The organism is Mucilaginibacter gossypiicola (genome assembly GCF_900110105.1).
Classification (GTDB): Bacteria; Bacteroidota; Bacteroidia; order Sphingobacteriales; family Sphingobacteriaceae; genus Mucilaginibacter; species Mucilaginibacter gossypiicola.
Window position 1 is genome coordinate 272,309 of sequence record NZ_FOCL01000002.1, and the last position, 19,994, is coordinate 292,302.

The window sequence follows — 19,994 nt, forward strand, 5'->3', positions numbered from 1 at the left end:
GTTCAATTACCTAATTCTGGTATGCTTTACATGATTGTAATAATATCATTCTGTGCAAGTAAAATAATATAAATGTTACTAATTAACGACGTTTAAGGTGCCTCGCCATAGCTTTTCTAAAAACACTACTATGTTTATTAATTTGATCTTTTATTGATTCCTCGGCCATTGTTAAACTTGCACGCCTAACATAAGAAATATAGGTGCTACCTGGTTTTACCTTTACTTCTCGGAATTTGAATGAATAAAAACCCTGGTCATTCTTAACTAATGATTTTCGTTTTCGATATACTTTTTCCTTATTAAGGTTAGCATTATCGTAAATCCGCCTCAATTGTCTTGGAAATATAGCTGGAATTTTATCGGAAGATAGATTAGCGCTTTTGGCCCGTTTAGCCTTACGCTTTACTGATGAAATCATTCTGCGATAGTACTTCGATAGGTTTGCAGATTTTATCAAAGTTTTATAACCGTAAAACTCAAAGCCAAGATAAGTTAACGGCTTACTAATTATCGGAACGCCGTTGAGTAGTAATTGTGCGGTTATCCGATTTATTTTAGGGCTTATTTGCTGTTGCGAAAAAAGGAATTTTTCGGTTTTTTCTTCGCTTATCTCAACAGCACTCTTTTTAATTTCTGTCAAAACAAATTGTTCTATCCAATCCGCATCTTCCGGTTTACATATAATCATTATATCATCGGAATATCGCCTATAATATCCCTCAGCTTTGTTTACAATGCTGTCTAAAATAACTTTATCAAAAGCCAGTAAATAAAGGTTTGCGAGAACGGCACTAATAGGTAAGCCTTGTGGGATGCCGACAGGCTTTTTATCTTTTACAAAAGGATGCTTATATACTTTTAACTTCTTAGTCTTTATCGCATTTTCAAAATCTTCAATCGATGAAAAGAATGCTTCTATACCTTGATATTTCCGTATTTCAGCCAACTTCTTTTCATCAAAACCATTACGTTTACCTCTTGATCTCGAACCAATTCTTAACTCGTCTTTTAAGATATATCTGAAGTTTGTCGCGGCATTAAAAACATTAAAGTTAGCTTTATCCAGCCTCTCAACTTTAAGTAGATCGCACCATGCCTTTTTTAATTTTTCGTGATTTAACTCGCTAAAAAAACTTTTTATATCAAACATTAGGACAACACAGCCCTTTTGTGCGCGTTTTTTTATTTCCTCAAATGCTTCAAAAGCAAAATGGATGGTGCTTTTCCCTTTTTGTTCTTCACTTTCTTCGACATCTGCATTATCCTCTTCTTCATCCGGTACTTCGATTTTACGGTATGCGATTACACAGTCACTAAGTCCGGGATATTCTTTTAATTCATCCTCATATAGCTTTAACAACTTTTCAGCATAACAGCCATAAATTATTGCATCGATATGTGTAGCATAATGCAACGGTCTTAGCTTCGCCGTTTTCTTGTACTCATTACCCTTTTTATACGAATGGCCTCGGCCGTTACCATTAGGCAGTTTTTTATATTTCCGTTCCTTTATAACAGAATGAATGAGAGGAAAGAACCCATGGCGGGCTACAAAATTGGGGTCATTTACTTTCGTATATACCTCCTCGTACCTATTAAAAACGTCGATTTTCGGAGTAATGTGGAGATAACCTCTGCTCTTTAGCCAAGCAGGTCTTTTTTCATAGGGAGGAATCATATAAAAAGCCTCGCAGTATGGTGTAGCGGATTTTGTTGATAAACATAAACTTCCTTATCGTTAAGGCCAGTACCCAATAACTGAGTCACACCGTTTTTTCCAATGTATTACACGGTTCAATGTTTCACCTAACAACACCAATTATGATATTGATTGCTAACATATTTATTCGTATATTCGTAGTTTGCTGTATCAGCACTATAGAACATATTATCGCTCATTCAGTTGTTCAGTTGCTCCGTAGAGCGGTTGAACGTCTGATGGCTCTAACTGGCTCAATAGATGCCTTACATGACAATACCGTACCTGTTATCCTATTTCATCTAACAGTTGATTTTTTCGATCCAGCAAGAAAGTATAACTTTTCCGAAAAAACCTTATAGCCCAACTAAGCGTCTATCACCCTCATACTGCGAGGTTTACAAATATAAGAAACTTGTGATATTATTTTTTAAGTTTACTTATGATTTCTAAGCTTTTTAGCATCGGGGATATAGTAGCCATAAAAAGCCACCCCTATATTCAACAAAATACTGAAATTATTATTAGCGGTGATCATTTGTCACTTTCGCCAACAATGGTGGTGACAGAGATTTATAAAGCCAAATACAGTTTCTCCGGTAAAAAAACCGATAGCTATAAATACAAATGTTTTTGGTTTTCTACCAAATCCTATGAATTTGAATTTGCTGAAATTGACGAAGCCGACCTCAAGCTTATAGCCCCTTGCGCCGCAACCATAAATATTGGATTGCTTAAAAAGGGGGATAAACTGGCGTTCAAGACTATGGCTATCGAATTAGGTAAAAAGAAGTCGTCGTTGAGTTATGAAGATAATTCTGTAAGTGCCGGTGCCGGAAATACTGTAATAAACTCGCTCCTTTCCTTTTTACCACCTGTAATACAATTGGTTGATTTTGAGCCTCACAAAACTAAGCACCAATTAGTAGATAAAAAGGCTGCGCAAATACGCGATGTATCTTCAATAGATGTCAGGGTCACTTTTTTTGACCCAAATGATGATAAATTTTGTACAACGACATTACCGCTTGAAACTTTAGAGATTATAGAAGAAATCGACCCTGAAACAATAGTAGAGCTTACCGCAACTATAGCGCAATCTGGCAACTTGCAAATCACAGATGGCAAAAAGAAAACATTGAAAAAGCCACGTAACCTGGCATACAGAAGCGGTAGTTACTTCCTAAGAGGATATGATTATCTTACAAACAAGGTGGAGGAGATAGAACTTCGTCCATCTGCTGTTTTTAAAGTCATAAAAACGCCGTTCATAGAAACAGCGCCAAAATTTGATATTGCGAGTACACCTGAGGCGGCGACACCACAATACATAGAAAAAGAGATTATAGACGCTATTGACCGCGCCCAAGCTGTATCTGCCTATATAAGAATCAGGTATAAAAATCGCAACGAGCAACTTTCCTATCGTACATTGAAGAATTACAACCTTGTTAAAGTAAAAGAGGGGACATTAGATGTTACCTATATTGTAGGTTTCTGTCTATTACGCCATGATACAAGGAGTTTCAGAACAGATCGCATTCAAAATTTCGAACAATTAGCACTATCTTTTAAATAATTTGCTGCTGATTTAGAATTGCATTAACAGCTTGACATAATGCCCACAGGGGCCGCCCGAGTTTTGAGCGGCCTTTTATGGGAATTTGGAGGTTATATTGGGTATACCGCTGAAATTGATCAGACGTTCCGCGGCAACATGGAAATGTGTTCCGCCGGTATTTGACCATGGCGTTCCGGGAGGCCTGACCAGGTATTCCGGGGCAAACTGACCATGTAACACTCGTAAAGCGACCCACTTCCGGGTTAAACTGACGAGTCATTCCGGGGCAAAATTAAGCTTCAAGACAATTTTAGCGATAGTGAAATTGACCTGATTCAGGCCATTGAATCTTATATCAAATATATCAATACGGGTGATCCAATAAATGACACCTTTCCGTTCGATCAGTTCGTAAAATATCATTTAGAACAAACTCTCGGTGGCCGTGTTAGCCAGCCCAAAATGTTTATCGAAGTTGTAGAACAATATGAACGGGAGGCTGGAAATTGAAATATTAAGTGATAATATGCGATTGCTACATAAGTTTTCGCCAATTAAGATGCCCGCGCCAGGTATTTGAAATATAATTTTGCTTAGCTAATTTTGGTATATACCCAATTAAAGACTTTACTACAATTAATTGCAAACTAAGCATAATAACCTGCATCTTTAATCTCATTTTTTAGTTTAAAATGGAAGAAAATATAAAGGATCAACATTTCCTTCCTCGTTGCTATTTACAGGGCTTCACGAATGAAAATGGCAAACTACAAACCTTGAATCTGGAATTATTTGCGAAGCGCGGCAAGAAGCCATACCCAAGAGAATACGCCCCTTCTCAAATTTGCTACGAGGAAGATTTTTATACTGTTGGAGATATGACCGGCTTTAATGTGTCTGACAATGGGGATAAGTATGTCGTAGAAAAGAGCTTCCACCGATACGAAAACCATTATCATAAACTTATCGATCAGATAAAGGCCGGGCAAGCATTAGCCATCGGTGATGCCGGTTTTTTAATTCAAATTATCTTTGATATAAAACTGCGTAACAAATATTTCCGAGATAAGTACATCGAGCCGAATCAGTCGAAGGTTGTCAATGAGGCGGCGGATGAACTTAAAAAACAGCTTTCAGAGGATGAGGAATATTTCAAAAAGTTTCACGGTGCATCCTTGAAAGACATGCTGGATTTGAATGAGAAAATCAGGAAAATGCTGATTAACGACAAGGACTTTAAGCAGAAAGCCCATTTGTCCACAATGATGCGCAAGGAAGATGGTTATAGGATAGCATTAGAAACCATTATGATGAAGTTTATCCATTGCCCTTGGGTTATTTTAGAGTCTCCCGGTAATTTCATTACAAGCGATAACCCGGGTAGTTCCATGGGTGAAGATGGCGAAATTCATAATTTCTTTTTGCAGAAAGATTTTATTTTTGTGTTTCCGTTAACGTCATCGTTATGTTTAACGATTTCAGACAGTCAAGGTGACCCATATTTCCTGAAAAATCCTGCTATGAAGGTATATGCCAAGGGGCCAGCACCCCAGGATATGCTCGAAACCTCAAATGGGATGTTGTTTCGCCACTATAATAAAATAGTATTTGGCCCCCATAAAAATATCCTGACAGAATATGCCGACAAATTAATAATTAAGAAATAGTCATCATGTTTCAATACTATTTTTAAAAATGAGGTATGATTGATTGAGATTTCTATGATATTTACGGGATGAGCCTTATTACCCTTGAAAGCCTAAATGATACTTACCCAGCAGTTAACCAGATCAGAAAGCAATGTTTTCAAACATTGCCTAATGAATTAAAATTTGCGGATGACTATGTGGCAATCGTAAGATTTTCTATTAAACAATTAGATATTGGCCAGGCAATCAATATGTTCGATATCATTGCTCTCGAAAATTGTTGCCAACAAGTACTCAGTAAGCTTGGATTTTATCATGATGGTAAAATAATTGAACAGTTATGGGATGGCCATTCTGCCTGGTATAATCCGGTGTTTCACTATTTCAGGCATATTCTTGGTTTTAATGATCTTCCTAAAAACAACCTGAATAAGCTTGACCAGATGGTTCGTGAAGATTTGCGGTATTTGTTGACCCTGATCCAACGCTATGAAACTAATGAATCGGCCATTAAAACTTACCTAAACGAAGGTACAAAACGAGGTGAGCACGAGGATAAAATTCGATTGGATTTTTACGCCCGATGCATTAAAGAGCGTGATATCATCGTAAAATATCTGACGTTCAATATCGAAAAACGCGCTTTTGAAAAATCCATTAATGACCATGAATTAGGTGGCGTACAAACTCAATGGATCATTGAATTACAGGATCGTCCATATCGGTGGTGGCATCCATTTGCTAACCCCTACTTTGACTATAAGCTAATTAATACTTACAGACACCGCTTGGGTAATAACGTGTTATTGATAAATAGGCAGGAGCTGGAAGATTTATATGTGAATGGCGAAGTAAATCAGTTTTATTCGAAGCTTGCGGAAACTAAATCACCCGAGCATGTTTTTCACGGGATTTTGAGTTACTATGTTGCAGTGAATAATCTGCTTAGGGACCGCAAACCGATTTTCGAAGAATTGAAGAGGCTTTTTGAAAATGAACTTTGGTACGGATTTACAGCTCTTGCTTTACCTCAGGTAGAGGGAATTTTTTCTGATATGACCGCGTTACTGAAACCGGACAAAAAGTTCAATTCGCTTCCTAATAAAGTGTCGGCCGTACGGCCATTCTATGACTACCACGAAAGCACGTTTGATTATTTTGAATACATCCTGCCACGTTTACGAAATAGGTTCTTACATACTGGCAATTCCGTTGGGAATGACTTTAAAATTTTAGCGCTGGATTTGCTATACGATCTCGACTATATATTGGATGTTTTCAATAGTCTGAAGGATGAACAAATCACCCTAAATAATCTATTGAATAGTAACATTGAACTATATCTAATTTCGATAGAAGATTTTAACAGTTTTTTTAAGTTGTTAGACAAGTTACGGCAAAGGGCAAAGGAATACCCCGAAAATTCTAAACTTGCCGAAGTGCTTGGCCGTTGGGATGATTTTGAAAATGGGCATTTAGCTGAAAGCGGTATCTACGACATGATTTGGAGCAGAATCAAGTTTGAGTTATATGAAAAGACGGTTGATTTATTTAATACGCTCTCTAATCTAACCTCCGATTTGCCTAATCCTATTTCGCTCTTTGCAATAAAAGTTTCCGAATTGAGGTCAAGATTTGATGAATTGAAATCTATCATTGGCAGTGATGCTTCATTTTATAAAAAACAATATGAAGAAATTATGGCAACCTACAATTGGCTCAATGAATATAGAAAACACCTGGTTTCAATAAAACCCGAGTATATTAAAGAATTAAGTGACATTTATAAAGAAGAAAAAGAGAGAGACAGAGTGAAAAAAATGGATATCCTTAAACCCTTGTTTATAACTGACCAGGAAATATAACTTACTTTTTTATTTTGTGAGCTAATGTTGTATCAGGCTCACAAGCTTTCTGCCAACGATCATACATTTGGGGCCGATTGTCAAGCAGCGCATCCCTGGTCTGTCCTCCGGACTTTAAAGTATTTAATATGTCCAAAACTTTATCAATTTTACGTTTTGACCATCCTGATTTTGCAAACAAATAGGCCTCCATTTCATCTGCATTAGTTGAAATGTTATTTTCTAAAACGACTGTAAAAACTGTTTTTATCAAACTTCGATCGCCAGGGTGACTGGCTTCGTCACCAATCGACTGAAGATTTAATAAGGCCTGCTCTAAAAGGCAACTAACCGGTGGATATGGAGTGGCTACTGTTTGTGCAGGGTAAGCGATTGCCCCGGTGATTTTTGCCCATTTGTCAACTGAGCCATCATACCAAGGCGCAACTATCATGAAGTCGGAATTGATCTCCGATTCTAACGCTAACAATTCATCGCTTGATAACCCGAGCGATACAAATGCTTCTTGCTCGACAGAGCGAATACTATTAATTGCTTGATGAACGGTAAATACTTTGGTACCCGGAAATGGCGTCGGCTTCGTTTTTGAAAATTTTCCATTAACGAGCTTCTCGACAATTTCGGTTTGTTGCTTTTGACCCGTAACCAATAGCACACGTCCTTTTTGTCCCTTAGATGCTATGACTCCTTGCACAAGGTTTCTTACATCTTGAAAGCCAGGGGTATTATTAACCAACGGATTTGTATATATGCGAGTTAGGTTTTTCATGATTTATTTAAGTTTAAGTTGCGCAATATCGCTAAAGGCTTTTTGCTGCCAAAATTTAAACTTTAAATAAAGTTAAAGTAAAATATACATATTGTTTTTTCGGCATGTTCATGTCTGAAAACGTCTATAAATAATGTTTTTCCGGTTATATTACATACGATATCAATGACCAACTATTGATAACTATTTATTATCATCAATAATTTTGACAGACAGAAGGCAACCTATTATATGATACTCGAAGCTGAATCCGATTGATTCCAAACAATGTAAAAGAACATCAGGAGCATACAGCAAACATTTCTGTCTGAATCTTATTATAAATAAAACTCTTGGCAAATGATTGACTTAACAACATTTACGGTTTCGATGGATGATAATCGCGATAAAACAATTACCATCGATCCGGTTTTCATAGGCCTGCCTGCCCGGAGTCAGGCAGTTTACAGGCGTGTACCGGATTTTGGAAATTGGTACGACCGGGAAAGAGTTGGGTGAAGCCGCTTTTCATTTTGAGAATTTAAGCCGATTGGAAAATCAAATTTGAGCTATCAATATTTAAGAACATAAAATTGTTAGAAAATGAATGGCCTTCAAGAAATGATATTAACAGATGAAATTGTTCTGCAATCTAAAATTGCTCAAAGAGCCGCTGAACGTTTGCAGTAGGTCCACCTTCATCCGTATTGGTACAAATATTACCTTTATTTTTCTTTTCCCGCTACAAAAAAAGGGCTTTGAAGCTTCATTAATAAAGATATATAGTCAATCGATTGATGTCAAATGATTATTCGGACGAAATCTTATAAAGAAAATAAGCATAGTCTTTTTGATCAATGTTTACCGGAAATTAATTGAGCCGAGTTTCAACAAAAAGTCGTCCTTACGCCGCGAAGATACCTCCAACTCTGTTTTATCTTCCAACAAAACAGAGCCGCCTTTGCCCTTTTGGTAGCTTTTAATGAAAGCAAGGTTAACCAGGTGCGAATTATGAATACGAAAGAAGTGATGATCCGATAATACACTTTCAAATTCCTTGAGTGTTTTGGCCACCATGATTTCTTTTTTGCCTATCAGAAATATAGTAGTATAATTTCCGTCACTCTGGCAGCGGATAATATCTTTTATATTAATAAATTCCAACCCGTTCATGGTCGGAACGGCAATCCGGGGGGCCGGCTGGTTCAATTGCTTAATGTTTTGGAACAACATATCAATTTTACCTGCCTGGGAGACCATATCTATCCTTTCACCAACCCGTTTAATGGTTTCAACCAATTCATCCGGGTCTACCGGTTTTAACAGGTAATCAACAGCGCTGAATTTAAAGGCTTTGATGGCGTATTGCTGGTAGGCTGTTGTAAAAACCACCTGGAAAGGAATGACCGGGTATTGCTGCAACAAATCGAAGCCGGTAAGCTCATGTATTTCAATATCCAGGAATACTAACTGTGGTTTTAGATCACCGATCAACTGCAGGCCCTTTTCAACTGTGCCGGCTGTTCCAATAATGTTCAGGGATGTCTGGCAATAATTATGCGCCACATACAGCAATCGCTCAATACAATGCGGTTCATCATCAATTATTACAGCGCTAATCATGTGTCGGTATCGGTTCTATAGGGTAATGTAATTTCCACACGGGTTCCTTTATCAAGATCGACTATACGAATGCCCATCCTGTTATCTGCAAAAGTATTTAACAGGGCAAGACGGTCGGCAGTGATTTTTACACCCAATGATCTTTTTTGTTTATTTTCCGAGTTGCTGCGGCCTACACCGTCATCGGTGACGGTTAAACGCAATAAGTGCTGTTCACTGTTTACTGCTATGACGATTTTTCCATTTTCTTTTTTGGGAGCCAAACCATGCCAAATGCTGTTCTCTACAAAAGGCTGCAAAATAAGTGGCGGCACCAATACGTCCTCCTCGTTTATCCCATCGTCAACCTGTAACGAAAAACTAAATTTATTATTTAAACGAATTGCTTCCAAATGCATATACATTTCGGTCATTTTTAGTTCGTCAGCCAAACTGATTTCTTTTTCCTGCGAGTTCTCCAAAATGCCGCGCATCAGCCCCGCAAACTTCGACAGGAAATAATCAGCAGTTTTAACATCGTTTTTTATCATGTAATTACTGATAGCATTCAGCGAATTGAAAATGAAATGCGGGTTCATTTGGAGCCGGAGCACCTTGGTTTCGGTTTCGTTGACCTTTGCCTGGAGCGCCAGGTCCTTTTGCGCCTGCAGGGCATCACGCCGTTTTTTATAGGATACAAACAACGCTATTGAAGCAACCAGCACGATAATCAAACCGGCCGTTGCCGCATTTTTGATAACTTTTTCTTTTTGAAAAGCCGCTTGTGCGAGCGCCTCCTTTTTACCGGCTTCAAATTGTATAGCCGCACGCTCTATCTCGATACGCTTTTCATCATTGAAGATGCTGTCCTTTAGCCTGGAAAATTTTTTATAATCGCTTAAGGCTTTATCATACTTTTTCATTTGTTGATGGACGGTGCTCAATGCTTCCCAACCATTCATTTCCCGTTCTATTGAACCGGTTTGTTTACTAACTTTAATCGCCTTCATCGCATATTGTTCTGCTGCTACGTACTTCTCCCGCGGTTTCAGGCCGATGGACTGCAGAGCGGAATCGGGCGCGCTGAGCAATATTCCTGAAAGCTCATTATAAATAACCGCCAGCGTATTTTTGTCAGGGGCAGCCTTATAAAGCCCAAGTGCTTGCTGAAGGTACTGATAAGCAAGATGATATTGTTTTAAGTTATCATAGACAACGCCAATGTCGGTAAGGTTACTGGCCTGCTCGCGCAGCATTTTATTTTTTTTGTTGACAGCGAGTGCCTGGTTAAAAAGCGCCAGGGCTTTCTGATGATCGCCGTACTTATCGTATGCCGACCCCATATTGGCCAACAAACCAGCCAGTTGCTGATCGTCCCCTAATTGCCGGAAAAGGTTAAGGGCGAGCCCATAATAGCGAAACGTTTGTTTGTAGTTTCCCAGTTTTTTATACACAAGCCCGACATTCATCAACGCCCTTGCCTGCCCTTGCTGGTCATGCAGGCGCTGTGCTATCCCCAGCGCCTTAAAATAACTGGACAACGCTTGCGGATAATCACCGAGATATAGATAGGTAACGCCCAGATTATTGGAGATGCCGCCGATAGCTTTTTGATCATGAATTTCCTCGAATATGGCAGAGGCACCCAGTCGTAATTCAAGCGACTTTTGATATTCGGCGCGGTTTGTATATAATATCGCCAGGTTGTTAAGCGCTTTTCCTTCCCCTTTTTTGTTTCCGTTAAACTGCGCCAGCCTGATAGCCTGCCGGTAGCAGTTAATAGCCAGGCTATCCTTGCCGAGACTGGCATAATTCAAGGCCTTGTAATTGTAAGCGGTGCCCAATCTGATATTGTCATGCAGCTGTTGACATAGAGCAATCGCCTTGTCGGCATATTCCAGGCCTTTGTTGGGATCCTGATCGGAATAATCGAAAGCCAGCTCATTGTAGGACTTGATTTTTATGCTGTCAGCCAGTGCATGATTTTTCAAAAGGCGTTCGATGGAATCGATCTCGCTGTTTTGAGCAAAAGTTGCGTACGCCATTAGACAGAATAGTAATAAGGTGACCGTCTGTTTCATCAGAAATCAACATGCGTTTGTGCTCTAATTTAACGATTAATCGCCTTTGCGGCAACTGCCGACATAACAATTATCAGCCGCATCAGCGCAAATAATAAGCGCCAGCCGGCAAACGATAAATGTGCTTTGTCCCGGGTAATTATACAAAGTATTTTTAGTTAAAAATCAATCTGCACCCGATGACAAACGCGTATCGAATAACATTAACAACTTTGTTTTTTGCCTTGATGCTGGCATCCTGCAAAAAGGCTACGGAAAACGCCGGCGCTGGCGGTGAATATTACATCAAATTTAATTTTGATGGCGTAGCCAAAACACTTAAAAACGGGCATGGTGGCCTCTCCAATACCAGCGGCGTATGCAGCGGCGGATTGTATGCCCGTTCCGCCGACACCGTTAAGGAAAGTAACATATTGCTTTTAGACAGCCTTCCGTTTACTACCGGCAAAACTTACAAATGCATCCTGGTTAAGGCCAACAAAATAAACGATGTTCCGCAGACACTCTTGACTTATTATGATGAGCACAATGTGCACTATGGAGCCACCTATGTCGGCTACGATCCGCCTCCACAACCTGCCGAGTACATTAACCTTAAATTTTCGGAAATAACTTCAACATATCTAAAAGGCACCTTTGATGCCGCTGTGGTATTAACGCCTTATCATACATCCTATCCTGTGCACCAGATCACCAATGGCGAGTTTTATCTGAAACGAACCTATTAACCTAATATCTCCGATATGGAACCATTAAAAGCAGGCGGGCGCACTTATGCCCTGCATTATACGACCGGTGTTATACAGGAAACAGGTAAGAATATGGAAACCCGGGTAAGCGGTGGCGGTGGTGGCGGCGCAACTTTTGGCGGATATGGCGCTACCGCCCCGGTTAGTATACGGTCGCAAACCGTCATTCATGACCAGATTTTTATTACCGATGCAAATGATAACGAACATGCCTTCCAGCTCCAGGATTTTAATTTAGCCTGTCGCACTGGTCATAGGGTATCGGTCGTATGGGCTATCAAAAAAGGTAAGAAATCCGGTAAGTATATCGTGGTGGTCAACCATTCCACCAAGACCAATTTTTACAACGAAAAGGCGCTTAAAAATGTGTTCCGGTTTAACGTATGGATTTTTTTAGGTGCTGGCTTCGTACTCGGCTGGTGGCTTGGCGACGGGATTGGCGGCGGCATTTTAGTGAGTATGCTTGCTCTGATTGTTTGGGCTATGGTTTGGGACTTCGCCGGGTTAAAAAATTTCAAATCAACAATAGCTACTACTATTATTAAGGATCAGTTATGAAAATCTATTTAGCAATATTGCCTCTTGCAGTGTTTGGTGCATCGGTTTGCCAGGCGCAAAAACCGACCCAGACACAAAAGGACATACAGCAAGTCGGCCAGTCCATTAAGGCTATCGGTTCCTTATTTAAAAAGAAACATAAACCAGGCGATACGACAGCTGCATCCGCAAAGAATAATCCGGTAGAATCGGGCAACAATGGTACCATGCCTGCGCCTGACGACAAGATGTTTACCGAGCCTGGTGGCGGCGTATTGGTTGCCGACTCGCATGGCGGCACAGTACTGATAAACGGTGTTATATATGAATGGGGCGATAGAACATACGGCTGGACCGGGAATACCGAAGCTACCAAAACCTTTTTTCCGGTACAGGTTACTACCGATAACGACTGGCGGTCTGTTTACACCGGCGGTTATTACAACCTGGGTATAAAAAAGGATGGCAGTCTGTGGTCCTGGGGATGGGGAAATACCGGCGAACTGGGATTAGGTAACGTTTACCGGATGGCTCGTCCGACCCGCATCGGTCGCGACACCACCTGGGTAACCGTTTCCGCTGCGGACGGTCATGCCGCGGGTATCAAAAAAGATGGTTCTTTATGGGTATGGGGAAATAATGTAGACCAGGAATTAGGTGTAGGCCCATCCGTTAACAGTAAGGTTTTGTCGCCCATACAACTGGGCAAAGATCATGATTGGGTTAAAGTTGCTGCAGGCTATGATTATAACCTGGCATTAAAAAAAGATGGCAGCCTCTGGACTTGGGGACGTAATCAGAACGGCGATATGGGCGTACCCACATTGTATGATACACAGCAGGCGCCCATCCGCGTAGGGCATGATAACGACTGGGTAAAAATATTTACCGGTACAAGCGGCAATGCCAGTTTCGGCATCAGGGTTAACGGTACACTATGGGCCTGGGGCAACAACGCCAGCGGGCAGTTGGGTATAGGTAACGTAGGCAACAGCCCTGTGCCGGTACAAGTGGGCGTGGAAAGAAATTGGCTTACCTTATCTACCCGCCTCAATAACACCATTGCCATCCGTGCAGATGGCTCGGTTTGGCATTGGGGTTTTAATATCAAAGGCATACAACGTCTCAATATAAGGGGAAAATACATAGCGGCGGCAGCTGCGCTAAACTTCACCCTGCTGATGCGCAGCGACGGCACTTTATGGGCCATCGGCAACAACTCAGATGGCGGGCTGGGGTACATCAATAACCCTAATTTTTATACGACCGAACCCGTACAAATTACCGAATTTCCGGCACCTGTTATTACGACGAAACCTAAGGCTGTGCTTACCACCATACTTAATGATGATGCTGCCTTACTGTTTAAACAATGCAACAGCCGGCTTTCAGTCTGGGATAAGAACCAGGTGGCCAAAGCGCTTGATTTTAAGCTATCCCGTGATAAAAAGCATTTTATATTGAATGACCAAAGTGCCGATTATCCCTTTGACGTACACGTTTATGCTACTGATATGAACAAAGATGGCGTGGAAGAAATTTTCGTATTCTACGGCAACAGTTTCACATCCGGACAGACTGGCTCAAGCGTAGTACTGCTGATGCGGGATGGCCTTGGTGACTGGCACTCTTACCTGGGAAACGAGGGCATTGCCATTTATGCGCTCGGTACGGGCAGCAAGGGCTATCCCGATCTGGCCGCGGACATTCCGGGATTTCAGTACCCTGTGTTCGGCTGGAATGGAACAAATTACACCCGGGTCAAAAATATCACCCAAACGGAATTAGCTAAAGCGAAGCCCATTAATGTGACTATTTTGAGCACAACGCTATATAAAGGCCGATAAGGTACCCTCTGCATCATTTTAATTGACGGTCTGCCTGGACATTTAAGATAATTGCAATATCTGGAATGCCGCGGATTGCGTAACTGTCAGCAAAAGTGGTAAAATGTCGCTTGCAGAAATGCAAAAAAAGGGGTTAACATTTTGCAGCTGAGCGAAATAAAATCTCCGCGCGTTTGGCGGATCGACATCTTTTCTTCTGTCCGGTGTACCATCCGGCTTGACCGATTTGGACCAGGTCATGTGTTATTTCCATAATAAATAAAAATATCCTAACAATCAAATTTAATAGATTTAAAGAGCCATTGTTTACTGGTTTCCTTAATAGACCGTATCATCCGAAAAGTTTTCAATTTCAGGATGGTTTTCATCGAATTTCAGGTAAGAATGCAGCGTAACCAAAATCAACCAGATAACTATTTTTTATCTCATTAAAGCGCGAATAATCGGCTAGATTTTAATTAAATTGGAGGTGCAAAAGAAAATTGATTTCGCCTCCGACATCCCATCCCGTCGGACATTCCGCACTCTTCCCCATCCCAACTTTGCCTCATCAAACACCAATACGATGAGTGCAACAGATCAAAAACAAAAACTCGGTGGTCATACCCAACTATTCGGCGAACAACTGGTCACCCTGAAAGACCTCCACGAATTTAAAAACGAACTGCTGTTAGAGGTCAAAAAAAGCCTCAAAGACAATGCCGGTCAACCGACAAAAAAATGGCTCAAGACCCACGAGGTCCGAAAGCTTTTAGGCGTATCCATTACCACCTTGCTTACGCTCCGCATCAATGGCATATTGCCTTATTCCAAGATTGGCGGCTGCCTCTACTTCGATTATGAAGACATTCTGAAAGTCATGGATCAGCACAAGCGCCATCATGCCTATTAAGATGATACCGGAAAACAAAGCAGGTTGCGGCGGTCAGGTACCGCCAGCCAGGGAGCATGTGCTCGTCTTTTTTGACCAGGCAGGTTTCGAAGAAACCGAGGCGTATAGCTTCTTTTACCATTATGAAGAACTCCAATGGAAAGGTCTTAAGGGAGGTCTGATCCGCAACTGGAAAACCAAGGCTAATGAATGGATCTGGGAACTTAAACTACTACATCCTTATCTGCGGTTCAAATAAACAAGCTTAATCAAGGGGCTCCGGTTGCGGAAGCGTAAACGAAGTCCGAAGGACGCAAAACGCCGCGTTAGCGCGTTTAGCGAGATGTATTTTTGATTACATCAAAAAGTAATCTCGCCCTTCGGGGAGGTTCCAATCGCTCCGGAGTCGCATTGGAAAAACTTGATCAAATCGATATGGGCAGAAGAAAAGCAAACCAACCGGACGACAACCTGACCCAGGTGATCATGCTAAGGGTTACCGAAAATGCCTGGCGGAAACTGGAAAACATCAGGCTGAACAGTGACTGTCAAACGATACCCGAAGTGATCCGCCGTATCATTGAAAAGGACAAGATCATCTATTACCATAAAGATGCTTCAATGGATGCACCGATGGAAGTCTTGATCGGGATACAAAAAGAACTGAAAGCAATTGGCAATAATATTAACCAGATCACCCGGCAGTTAAACGGTAGCATGAGTGACGGACAGCGCTGGTATCATGTGAAAAGAGCTGCTGTGTACTATAAGCAGGTAGATACTAAAGTTAGCCTGCTTTTATCATTTATCTCTCAACTGGCAAAAAAATGGTTGCAAAAATAACCATCGGGAAAAGTGTCCGGGGCATCCTGAACTATAATGAAAATAAGGTCAAGGAAAGCCAGGCACAATGCATTGCCGCAAGTAATTATGGCGTGGAACACGATGAACTGAACTTTTACCAGAAGCTGAACCGGCTGGAGCATTTACAGGAAAAGAATGGCAGGGTTAAAACCAACTCAGTGCACATTTCGCTCAACTTTGATCCGTCAGAGCAACTGAATCACCGGGCTTTGACCGAAATAGCCGGGAGTTACATGGAAAGGATAGGATTTGGTAACCAACCTTATTTAATCTATGAGCACCGGGATGCAGGTCATCCACATGTGCATATTATTACCACCAACGTGCAGGAAAATGGTAAGGCCATCAGTCTGCATAATATTGGTAGAGAACGTTCGGAGCCGGCCCGAAAGGCGTTGGAGCTGGAATATGGATTGGTACAGGCGGAAAGCCGCTCGCAAAAACAGATACCGGGTTTAAAACCATTTCCGATAGAAAAGCTGCAATATGGTCAGACTGAAACAAAGAGGGCCATTACCAATATCGTGAACACAATTATCCGGCAGTACAACTTTACTTCATTGGCTGAATTGAATGCCGTGCTGAAACAATATAACGTGATTGCCGACCGGGGAAATGAAAATACCAGGATGTATCAGGGCAAAGGCCTGGTCTATAACGCTACAGACGATAGCGGTCAAAAACTTGGTGTTGCCATTAAAGCGAGCGCTATCTATAACAAGCCTACGCTAAAAAATCTTGAGATGCGGTTCCAGAAGAACCAGCAAAGCCGCAAGCTTTATAAAGAAATACTAAAGGAAAGAGTCGATAAAGCGCTAAGCAATCATCCGAAACTGAGTAGGAACGACATGGAGTACCTGCTCAGAAAAGAAAATATTCAAGTGATGTTCAGGGAAAATAAAGAGGGGCAGGTTTATGGTATTACTTATATTGATCAGTTTAAAAAGTCTGTATTTAACGGCCGCGACCTGGGCAAAGAGTATGCCGCTAATGCGATCAGCCAGCGTTTGGTTGCGAAGGATCAGTTACTGCACCCTAAGCAGATGCTGGGCCCCACACGACAAATGGAGCCGGCACAATATCCGCAAATTCATCAAACTAACCAGGAAGAGTATACGCCCAATTTAATAGCGGAACTATTGCAGGGCCGCAGGCTGGATGATTATATCCCCGGGCAGTTAGTTAAAAAGCGTACACGAAAAAGAAAGCAAGTCCAACAACAACGAAAAAATTAAACTATGCAAACCGGGGAAAATGAACAGGGCTTACGCCGCATTATAGACTTTATCAGGCTGGTTAGTATCCTGGTATTGTCCATCCATTTTTATATCACCTGCTATAGTGCGTTTTTGCAGTGGCATCTTAGTGCGGCAATCATTGACCGGGTTATTGATCATATGGTACGTCTGCCGGTGTTTGCAAATAAACTCTCGGCTAAAGGGGCATCTTTATTAATGTTGGTGGTTTCCCTTGTTGGAGCAAGGGGGCGCAAAGATGAAAAGATCCGGCTGAAAAATGCCCTGTCCTATATCGGAATTGGTCTGCTTTTATTCTTCGGCAGTCAAATTTTATTGCTGCTGCGGGTGTCCTTATTGACAAAAGCCTCGGTTTACATGGGTGCAACTACGTTGGGATATATCCTGGTGCTTAGCGGAGGGACCTATATTGCGCGGATATTAAAGCTGCGGTTTCAGCAGGATGTTTTTAATAAAGCGAATGAATCCTTTCCCCAGGAGGAAAGGCTTTTGGAAAATGAATACTCGGTCAACTTACCGGCCCGTTACCATCTTAAAGGTAAAATCCGCAAAAGCTGGATCAATATCATCAATCCTTTCCGGGGATTAACAGTATTAGGTACACCCGGTGCCGGGAAATCCTATTTTGTAATCCGGCATATTATAGATCAGCACATTCGCAAAGGGTTCAGCATGTTCATATACGACTTTAAGTACCCGGACCTGACCTGGATAGCTTATAATATCCTGCTGAACAACTTGCAGGCTTACAGTATCAAGCCCCGGTTTTATGTGATCAATTTTGATGACCTGTCCCGGTCGCACCGGTGTAATCCGCTCGACCCGGGTACGATGGATGATATTACCGATGCGATGGAAGCGGCCAGAACAATTATGATGGGCCTGAACCGGGAATGGATACGCAAACAAGGCGATTTCTTTGTGGAATCTCCTATTACCTATGTCACGGCTATGATCTGGTATCTGAAGAAATACCGGGGTGGCAAATACTGCACCCTGCCGCATGTCGTGGAACTGATGCAGGTGGAATATGCCAAACTGTTTGCCGTGCTCAGGAAGGAAAGAGAAATTGATGCATTGATCAACCCTTTTATTTCTGCATTTGAAAATGATGCCATGGATCAGCTGGAGGGGCAGATCTCCGGAGCCGGTATTGCCATGGCCAGGCTTTCCTCCCCTCAATTGTACTATGTTCTCTCTGGCAATGATTTTACGCTGGATTTGAATAATCCACAGCACCCCAAATTGATCAGTCTGGGGAATAATCCGCAGAAGCAACAGGTCTATGGTGCGGTGCTCTCCCTATATATCACCAAAATGATTAAGCTGGTTAACAAAAAGGATCAGTTAAAGTCCAGCCTGATCTTTGACGAGTTCCCGACGATCTATTTTAACGGCATTGATACCCTCATGGCAACTGCGCGCTCCAATAAAGTAGCGACAACATTGGCGGTACAGGATTTTAGTCAGTTGAAACGCGATTACGGCAAGGAACAAGCTGATGTGGTCATGAATATTTCCGGTAATGTGATCAGCGGGCAGGTTTCCGGTGAAACAGCCAAAGCCCTGTCCGAAAGATTTGGTAAGATCATGCAGGACAGGCAGAGTACCTCAATTAATAGCAGTGATACCTCGGTAAGCTATTCCGGCCAGCTGGATGTGGCGGTGCCTGTTTCGACCATCGCCTCCCTCTCCTCCGGTGAGTTTGTCGGAACGGTGGCCGATAATCCCGAACAGAAAATTGAACTCAAGGCTTTTCATGCAGAGATTATCAACGATCATGAAGCAATCAAAAAGGAAGAAGCGCTTTATCAGCCTTTGCCTTTATTAAGAACCGTAACGCCTGAAATGGTCAAAACGAATTACCTGAAGATCAAAATGGATATCGAGGACCTGGTGCTGGAAGAGCTGAAAAATTAAAGAGAGGTAATCAGGGGGTATATTTAAAGGGTACTTATGGTGTTAAAAATAGTCTTTACTTCGTTTTCCGCCCATTAAAAAGTTTTTTTTGATAAAAGATAACAAATTGGGCTCACTTTTCATGTTTGTTACACCCTCCGTTTTACCCCTGTTTCTGTCTTCCCCGTATGGCTTACTTTGTCTTACACGTAAGCCCATACCTTGAAAAACAAGTTAAACGCCATAAAAAATCTGCCAGCCACGCAAACCGTTTCCGAGGTCATTGTGGGCCTGGTGATTGTATTGTTCGTATATGCTGCCGTAAGTAAACTGGCGGACTTTGATCTGTTCCGCCGCCAGATGCTCATCCAGGTTTTTCCGCTTTGGCTGTCTTCGATTTTAGTTTGGGCCATACCCCTTGCTGAATTGATCGCAGCCATCATGTTATTGTTTTCAAATACAATGCAAAGAGGGCTTTATTTATCCTGTCTGCTAATGACGGTTTTTTCCGGCTATATCTCCTTGGTGTTGCTTCATGTGTTCAAAAAGGTGCCCTGTTCCTGCGGTGGTATTCTTCAGAATATGGGCTGGGAAACACACCTTACTTTCAATGCAGTTTTTTTAATACTGATCATAATGGCCATCATCCTTAAAAAGAAAGGAGGTTTAGTGACAAAGAAGAAAATGATCAAACCTTAGTTGGTGTTAAAGTAGCATTGACAGAGACCAGGAGACGCGAAAACCTGTATAAAAGAGTAAGCAT

17 protein-coding genes are annotated in these 19,994 nt (G+C 41.6%); 13 read left to right on the forward strand and 4 right to left on the reverse strand.

Annotated elements, in window-relative coordinates:
- Window positions 1–82: 82 nt before the first annotated feature.
- Complete coding sequence (locus tag BMX50_RS06380; protein ID WP_091209320.1) at window positions 83–1,681, reverse strand: reverse transcriptase domain-containing protein; 1,599 nt, start codon at window positions 1,679–1,681, stop codon at window positions 83–85.
- 463 nt (window positions 1,682–2,144) lie between these two features.
- On the opposite strand from BMX50_RS06380, the gene BMX50_RS06390 reads away from it, so the two are divergent.
- The 3 genes from BMX50_RS06390 (at window position 2,145) to BMX50_RS06400 (ending at window position 6,777) form a co-directional block, all read left to right on the forward strand.
- Window positions 2,145–3,281 (forward strand): WYL domain-containing protein, encoded by a 1,137-nt coding sequence (locus BMX50_RS06390; protein WP_091209324.1) that lies wholly within the window; start codon window positions 2,145–2,147, stop codon window positions 3,279–3,281.
- A gap of 674 nt (window positions 3,282–3,955) precedes the next feature.
- Window positions 3,956–4,930 carry a DUF4238 domain-containing protein gene (locus BMX50_RS06395; protein WP_091209326.1) on the forward strand — a complete coding sequence of 325 codons (975 nt, stop codon included), beginning with the start codon at window positions 3,956–3,958 and terminating at the stop codon, window positions 4,928–4,930.
- A 146-nt stretch (window positions 4,931–5,076) separates the two neighbouring features.
- Window positions 5,077–6,777, forward strand: a complete 1,701-nt coding sequence (locus BMX50_RS06400) for a hypothetical protein (RefSeq protein WP_143065105.1) — start codon at window positions 5,077–5,079, stop codon at window positions 6,775–6,777.
- A 1-nt stretch (window position 6,778) separates the two neighbouring features.
- Here the strand turns inward: BMX50_RS06400 and BMX50_RS06405 are convergent, their stop codons facing one another.
- On the reverse strand, window positions 6,779–7,546 hold the full coding sequence (locus tag BMX50_RS06405; protein ID WP_091209330.1) for a hypothetical protein: 768 nt from the start codon (window positions 7,544–7,546) through the stop codon (window positions 6,779–6,781).
- A 339-nt stretch (window positions 7,547–7,885) separates the two neighbouring features.
- On the opposite strand from BMX50_RS06405, the gene BMX50_RS34460 reads away from it, so the two are divergent.
- Entirely contained in the window at window positions 7,886–8,044 is a 159-nt protein-coding gene (locus tag BMX50_RS34460; RefSeq protein ID WP_167667828.1) for a hypothetical protein, read from the forward strand.
- Window positions 8,045–8,386: 342 nt separating this feature from the next.
- Here the strand turns inward: BMX50_RS34460 and BMX50_RS06410 are convergent, their stop codons facing one another.
- Both BMX50_RS06410 and BMX50_RS06415 read right to left on the reverse strand, forming a co-directional pair.
- Entirely contained in the window at window positions 8,387–9,148 is a 762-nt protein-coding gene (locus tag BMX50_RS06410; RefSeq protein ID WP_091209331.1) for a LytR/AlgR family response regulator transcription factor, read from the reverse strand.
- Entirely contained in the window at window positions 9,145–11,172 is a 2,028-nt protein-coding gene (locus BMX50_RS06415; RefSeq protein WP_167667829.1) for a tetratricopeptide repeat-containing sensor histidine kinase, read from the reverse strand. The genes BMX50_RS06410 and BMX50_RS06415 overlap by 4 nt, the downstream gene beginning before the upstream one ends.
- Window positions 11,173–11,387: 215 nt before the next feature.
- Here BMX50_RS06415 and BMX50_RS06420 point away from each other — a divergent pair, with 215 nt between their 5' ends.
- The 9 genes from BMX50_RS06420 to BMX50_RS06460 all read left to right on the forward strand — a co-directional run bounded on the left by BMX50_RS06420 (window position 11,388) and on the right by BMX50_RS06460 (window position 19,930).
- The gene (locus BMX50_RS06420; protein ID WP_143065106.1) at window positions 11,388–11,936 is read left to right on the forward strand and encodes a hypothetical protein; all 549 of its coding nucleotides are present in this window, start codon (window positions 11,388–11,390) and stop codon (window positions 11,934–11,936) included.
- Window positions 11,937–11,951: 15 nt separating this feature from the next.
- Window positions 11,952–12,515 (forward strand): hypothetical protein, encoded by a 564-nt coding sequence (locus BMX50_RS06425; RefSeq protein ID WP_091209338.1) that lies wholly within the window; start codon window positions 11,952–11,954, stop codon window positions 12,513–12,515.
- Complete coding sequence (locus BMX50_RS06430) at window positions 12,512–14,341, forward strand: RCC1 domain-containing protein (protein WP_091209340.1); 1,830 nt, start codon at window positions 12,512–12,514, stop codon at window positions 14,339–14,341. Before BMX50_RS06425 ends, BMX50_RS06430 begins: the two co-directional genes overlap by 4 nt.
- 565 nt (window positions 14,342–14,906) lie before the next feature.
- Complete coding sequence (locus BMX50_RS06435; RefSeq protein WP_091209341.1) at window positions 14,907–15,233, forward strand: helix-turn-helix domain-containing protein; 327 nt, start codon at window positions 14,907–14,909, stop codon at window positions 15,231–15,233.
- Window positions 15,223–15,471: a hypothetical protein gene (locus BMX50_RS06440; RefSeq protein WP_208864657.1), complete on the forward strand. Its 249-nt coding sequence runs from the start codon at window positions 15,223–15,225 to the stop codon at window positions 15,469–15,471. The genes BMX50_RS06435 and BMX50_RS06440 overlap by 11 nt, the downstream gene beginning before the upstream one ends.
- 176 nt (window positions 15,472–15,647) lie before the next feature.
- A complete protein-coding gene (gene mobC, locus BMX50_RS06445) occupies window positions 15,648–16,055 on the forward strand; it encodes a plasmid mobilization relaxosome protein MobC (RefSeq protein ID WP_091209345.1) in 408 nt (135 codons plus the stop codon).
- The gene (locus BMX50_RS06450; RefSeq protein ID WP_091209347.1) at window positions 16,040–17,311 is read left to right on the forward strand and encodes a relaxase/mobilization nuclease domain-containing protein; all 1,272 of its coding nucleotides are present in this window, start codon (window positions 16,040–16,042) and stop codon (window positions 17,309–17,311) included. Before mobC (BMX50_RS06445) ends, BMX50_RS06450 begins: the two co-directional genes overlap by 16 nt.
- A 3-nt stretch (window positions 17,312–17,314) precedes the next feature.
- Window positions 17,315–19,252, forward strand: coding sequence for a conjugal transfer protein MobC (gene mobC, locus BMX50_RS06455; RefSeq protein WP_091209349.1), 1,938 nt, complete (start codon window positions 17,315–17,317; stop codon window positions 19,250–19,252).
- A 201-nt stretch (window positions 19,253–19,453) separates the two neighbouring features.
- Complete coding sequence (locus BMX50_RS06460) at window positions 19,454–19,930, forward strand: MauE/DoxX family redox-associated membrane protein (protein WP_091209351.1); 477 nt, start codon at window positions 19,454–19,456, stop codon at window positions 19,928–19,930.
- Window positions 19,931–19,994: the final 64 nt, after the last annotated feature.

Coding starts and splice junctions, on each gene's coding strand:
- BMX50_RS06380 (WP_091209320.1), bottom strand. CDS start 1,681: ATGATTCCTCCCTATGAAAAAAGACCTGCTTGGCTAAAGAGCAGAGGT.
- BMX50_RS06390 (WP_091209324.1), top strand. CDS start 2,145: ATGATTTCTAAGCTTTTTAGCATCGGGGATATAGTAGCCATAAAAAGC.
- BMX50_RS06395 (WP_091209326.1), top strand. CDS start 3,956: ATGGAAGAAAATATAAAGGATCAACATTTCCTTCCTCGTTGCTATTTA.
- BMX50_RS06405 (WP_091209330.1), bottom strand. CDS start 7,546: ATGAAAAACCTAACTCGCATATATACAAATCCGTTGGTTAATAATACC.
- BMX50_RS34460 (WP_167667828.1), top strand. CDS start 7,886: ATGATTGACTTAACAACATTTACGGTTTCGATGGATGATAATCGCGAT.
- BMX50_RS06410 (WP_091209331.1), bottom strand. CDS start 9,148: ATGATTAGCGCTGTAATAATTGATGATGAACCGCATTGTATTGAGCGA.
- BMX50_RS06415 (WP_167667829.1), bottom strand. CDS start 11,172: ATGGCGTACGCAACTTTTGCTCAAAACAGCGAGATCGATTCCATCGAA.
- BMX50_RS06420 (WP_143065106.1), top strand. CDS start 11,388: ATGACAAACGCGTATCGAATAACATTAACAACTTTGTTTTTTGCCTTG.
- BMX50_RS06425 (WP_091209338.1), top strand. CDS start 11,952: ATGGAACCATTAAAAGCAGGCGGGCGCACTTATGCCCTGCATTATACG.
- BMX50_RS06430 (WP_091209340.1), top strand. CDS start 12,512: ATGAAAATCTATTTAGCAATATTGCCTCTTGCAGTGTTTGGTGCATCG.
- BMX50_RS06435 (WP_091209341.1), top strand. CDS start 14,907: ATGAGTGCAACAGATCAAAAACAAAAACTCGGTGGTCATACCCAACTA.
- BMX50_RS06440 (WP_208864657.1), top strand. CDS start 15,223: ATGCCTATTAAGATGATACCGGAAAACAAAGCAGGTTGCGGCGGTCAG.
- mobC (WP_091209345.1), top strand. CDS start 15,648: ATGGGCAGAAGAAAAGCAAACCAACCGGACGACAACCTGACCCAGGTG.
- BMX50_RS06450 (WP_091209347.1), top strand. CDS start 16,040: ATGGTTGCAAAAATAACCATCGGGAAAAGTGTCCGGGGCATCCTGAAC.
- mobC (WP_091209349.1), top strand. CDS start 17,315: ATGCAAACCGGGGAAAATGAACAGGGCTTACGCCGCATTATAGACTTT.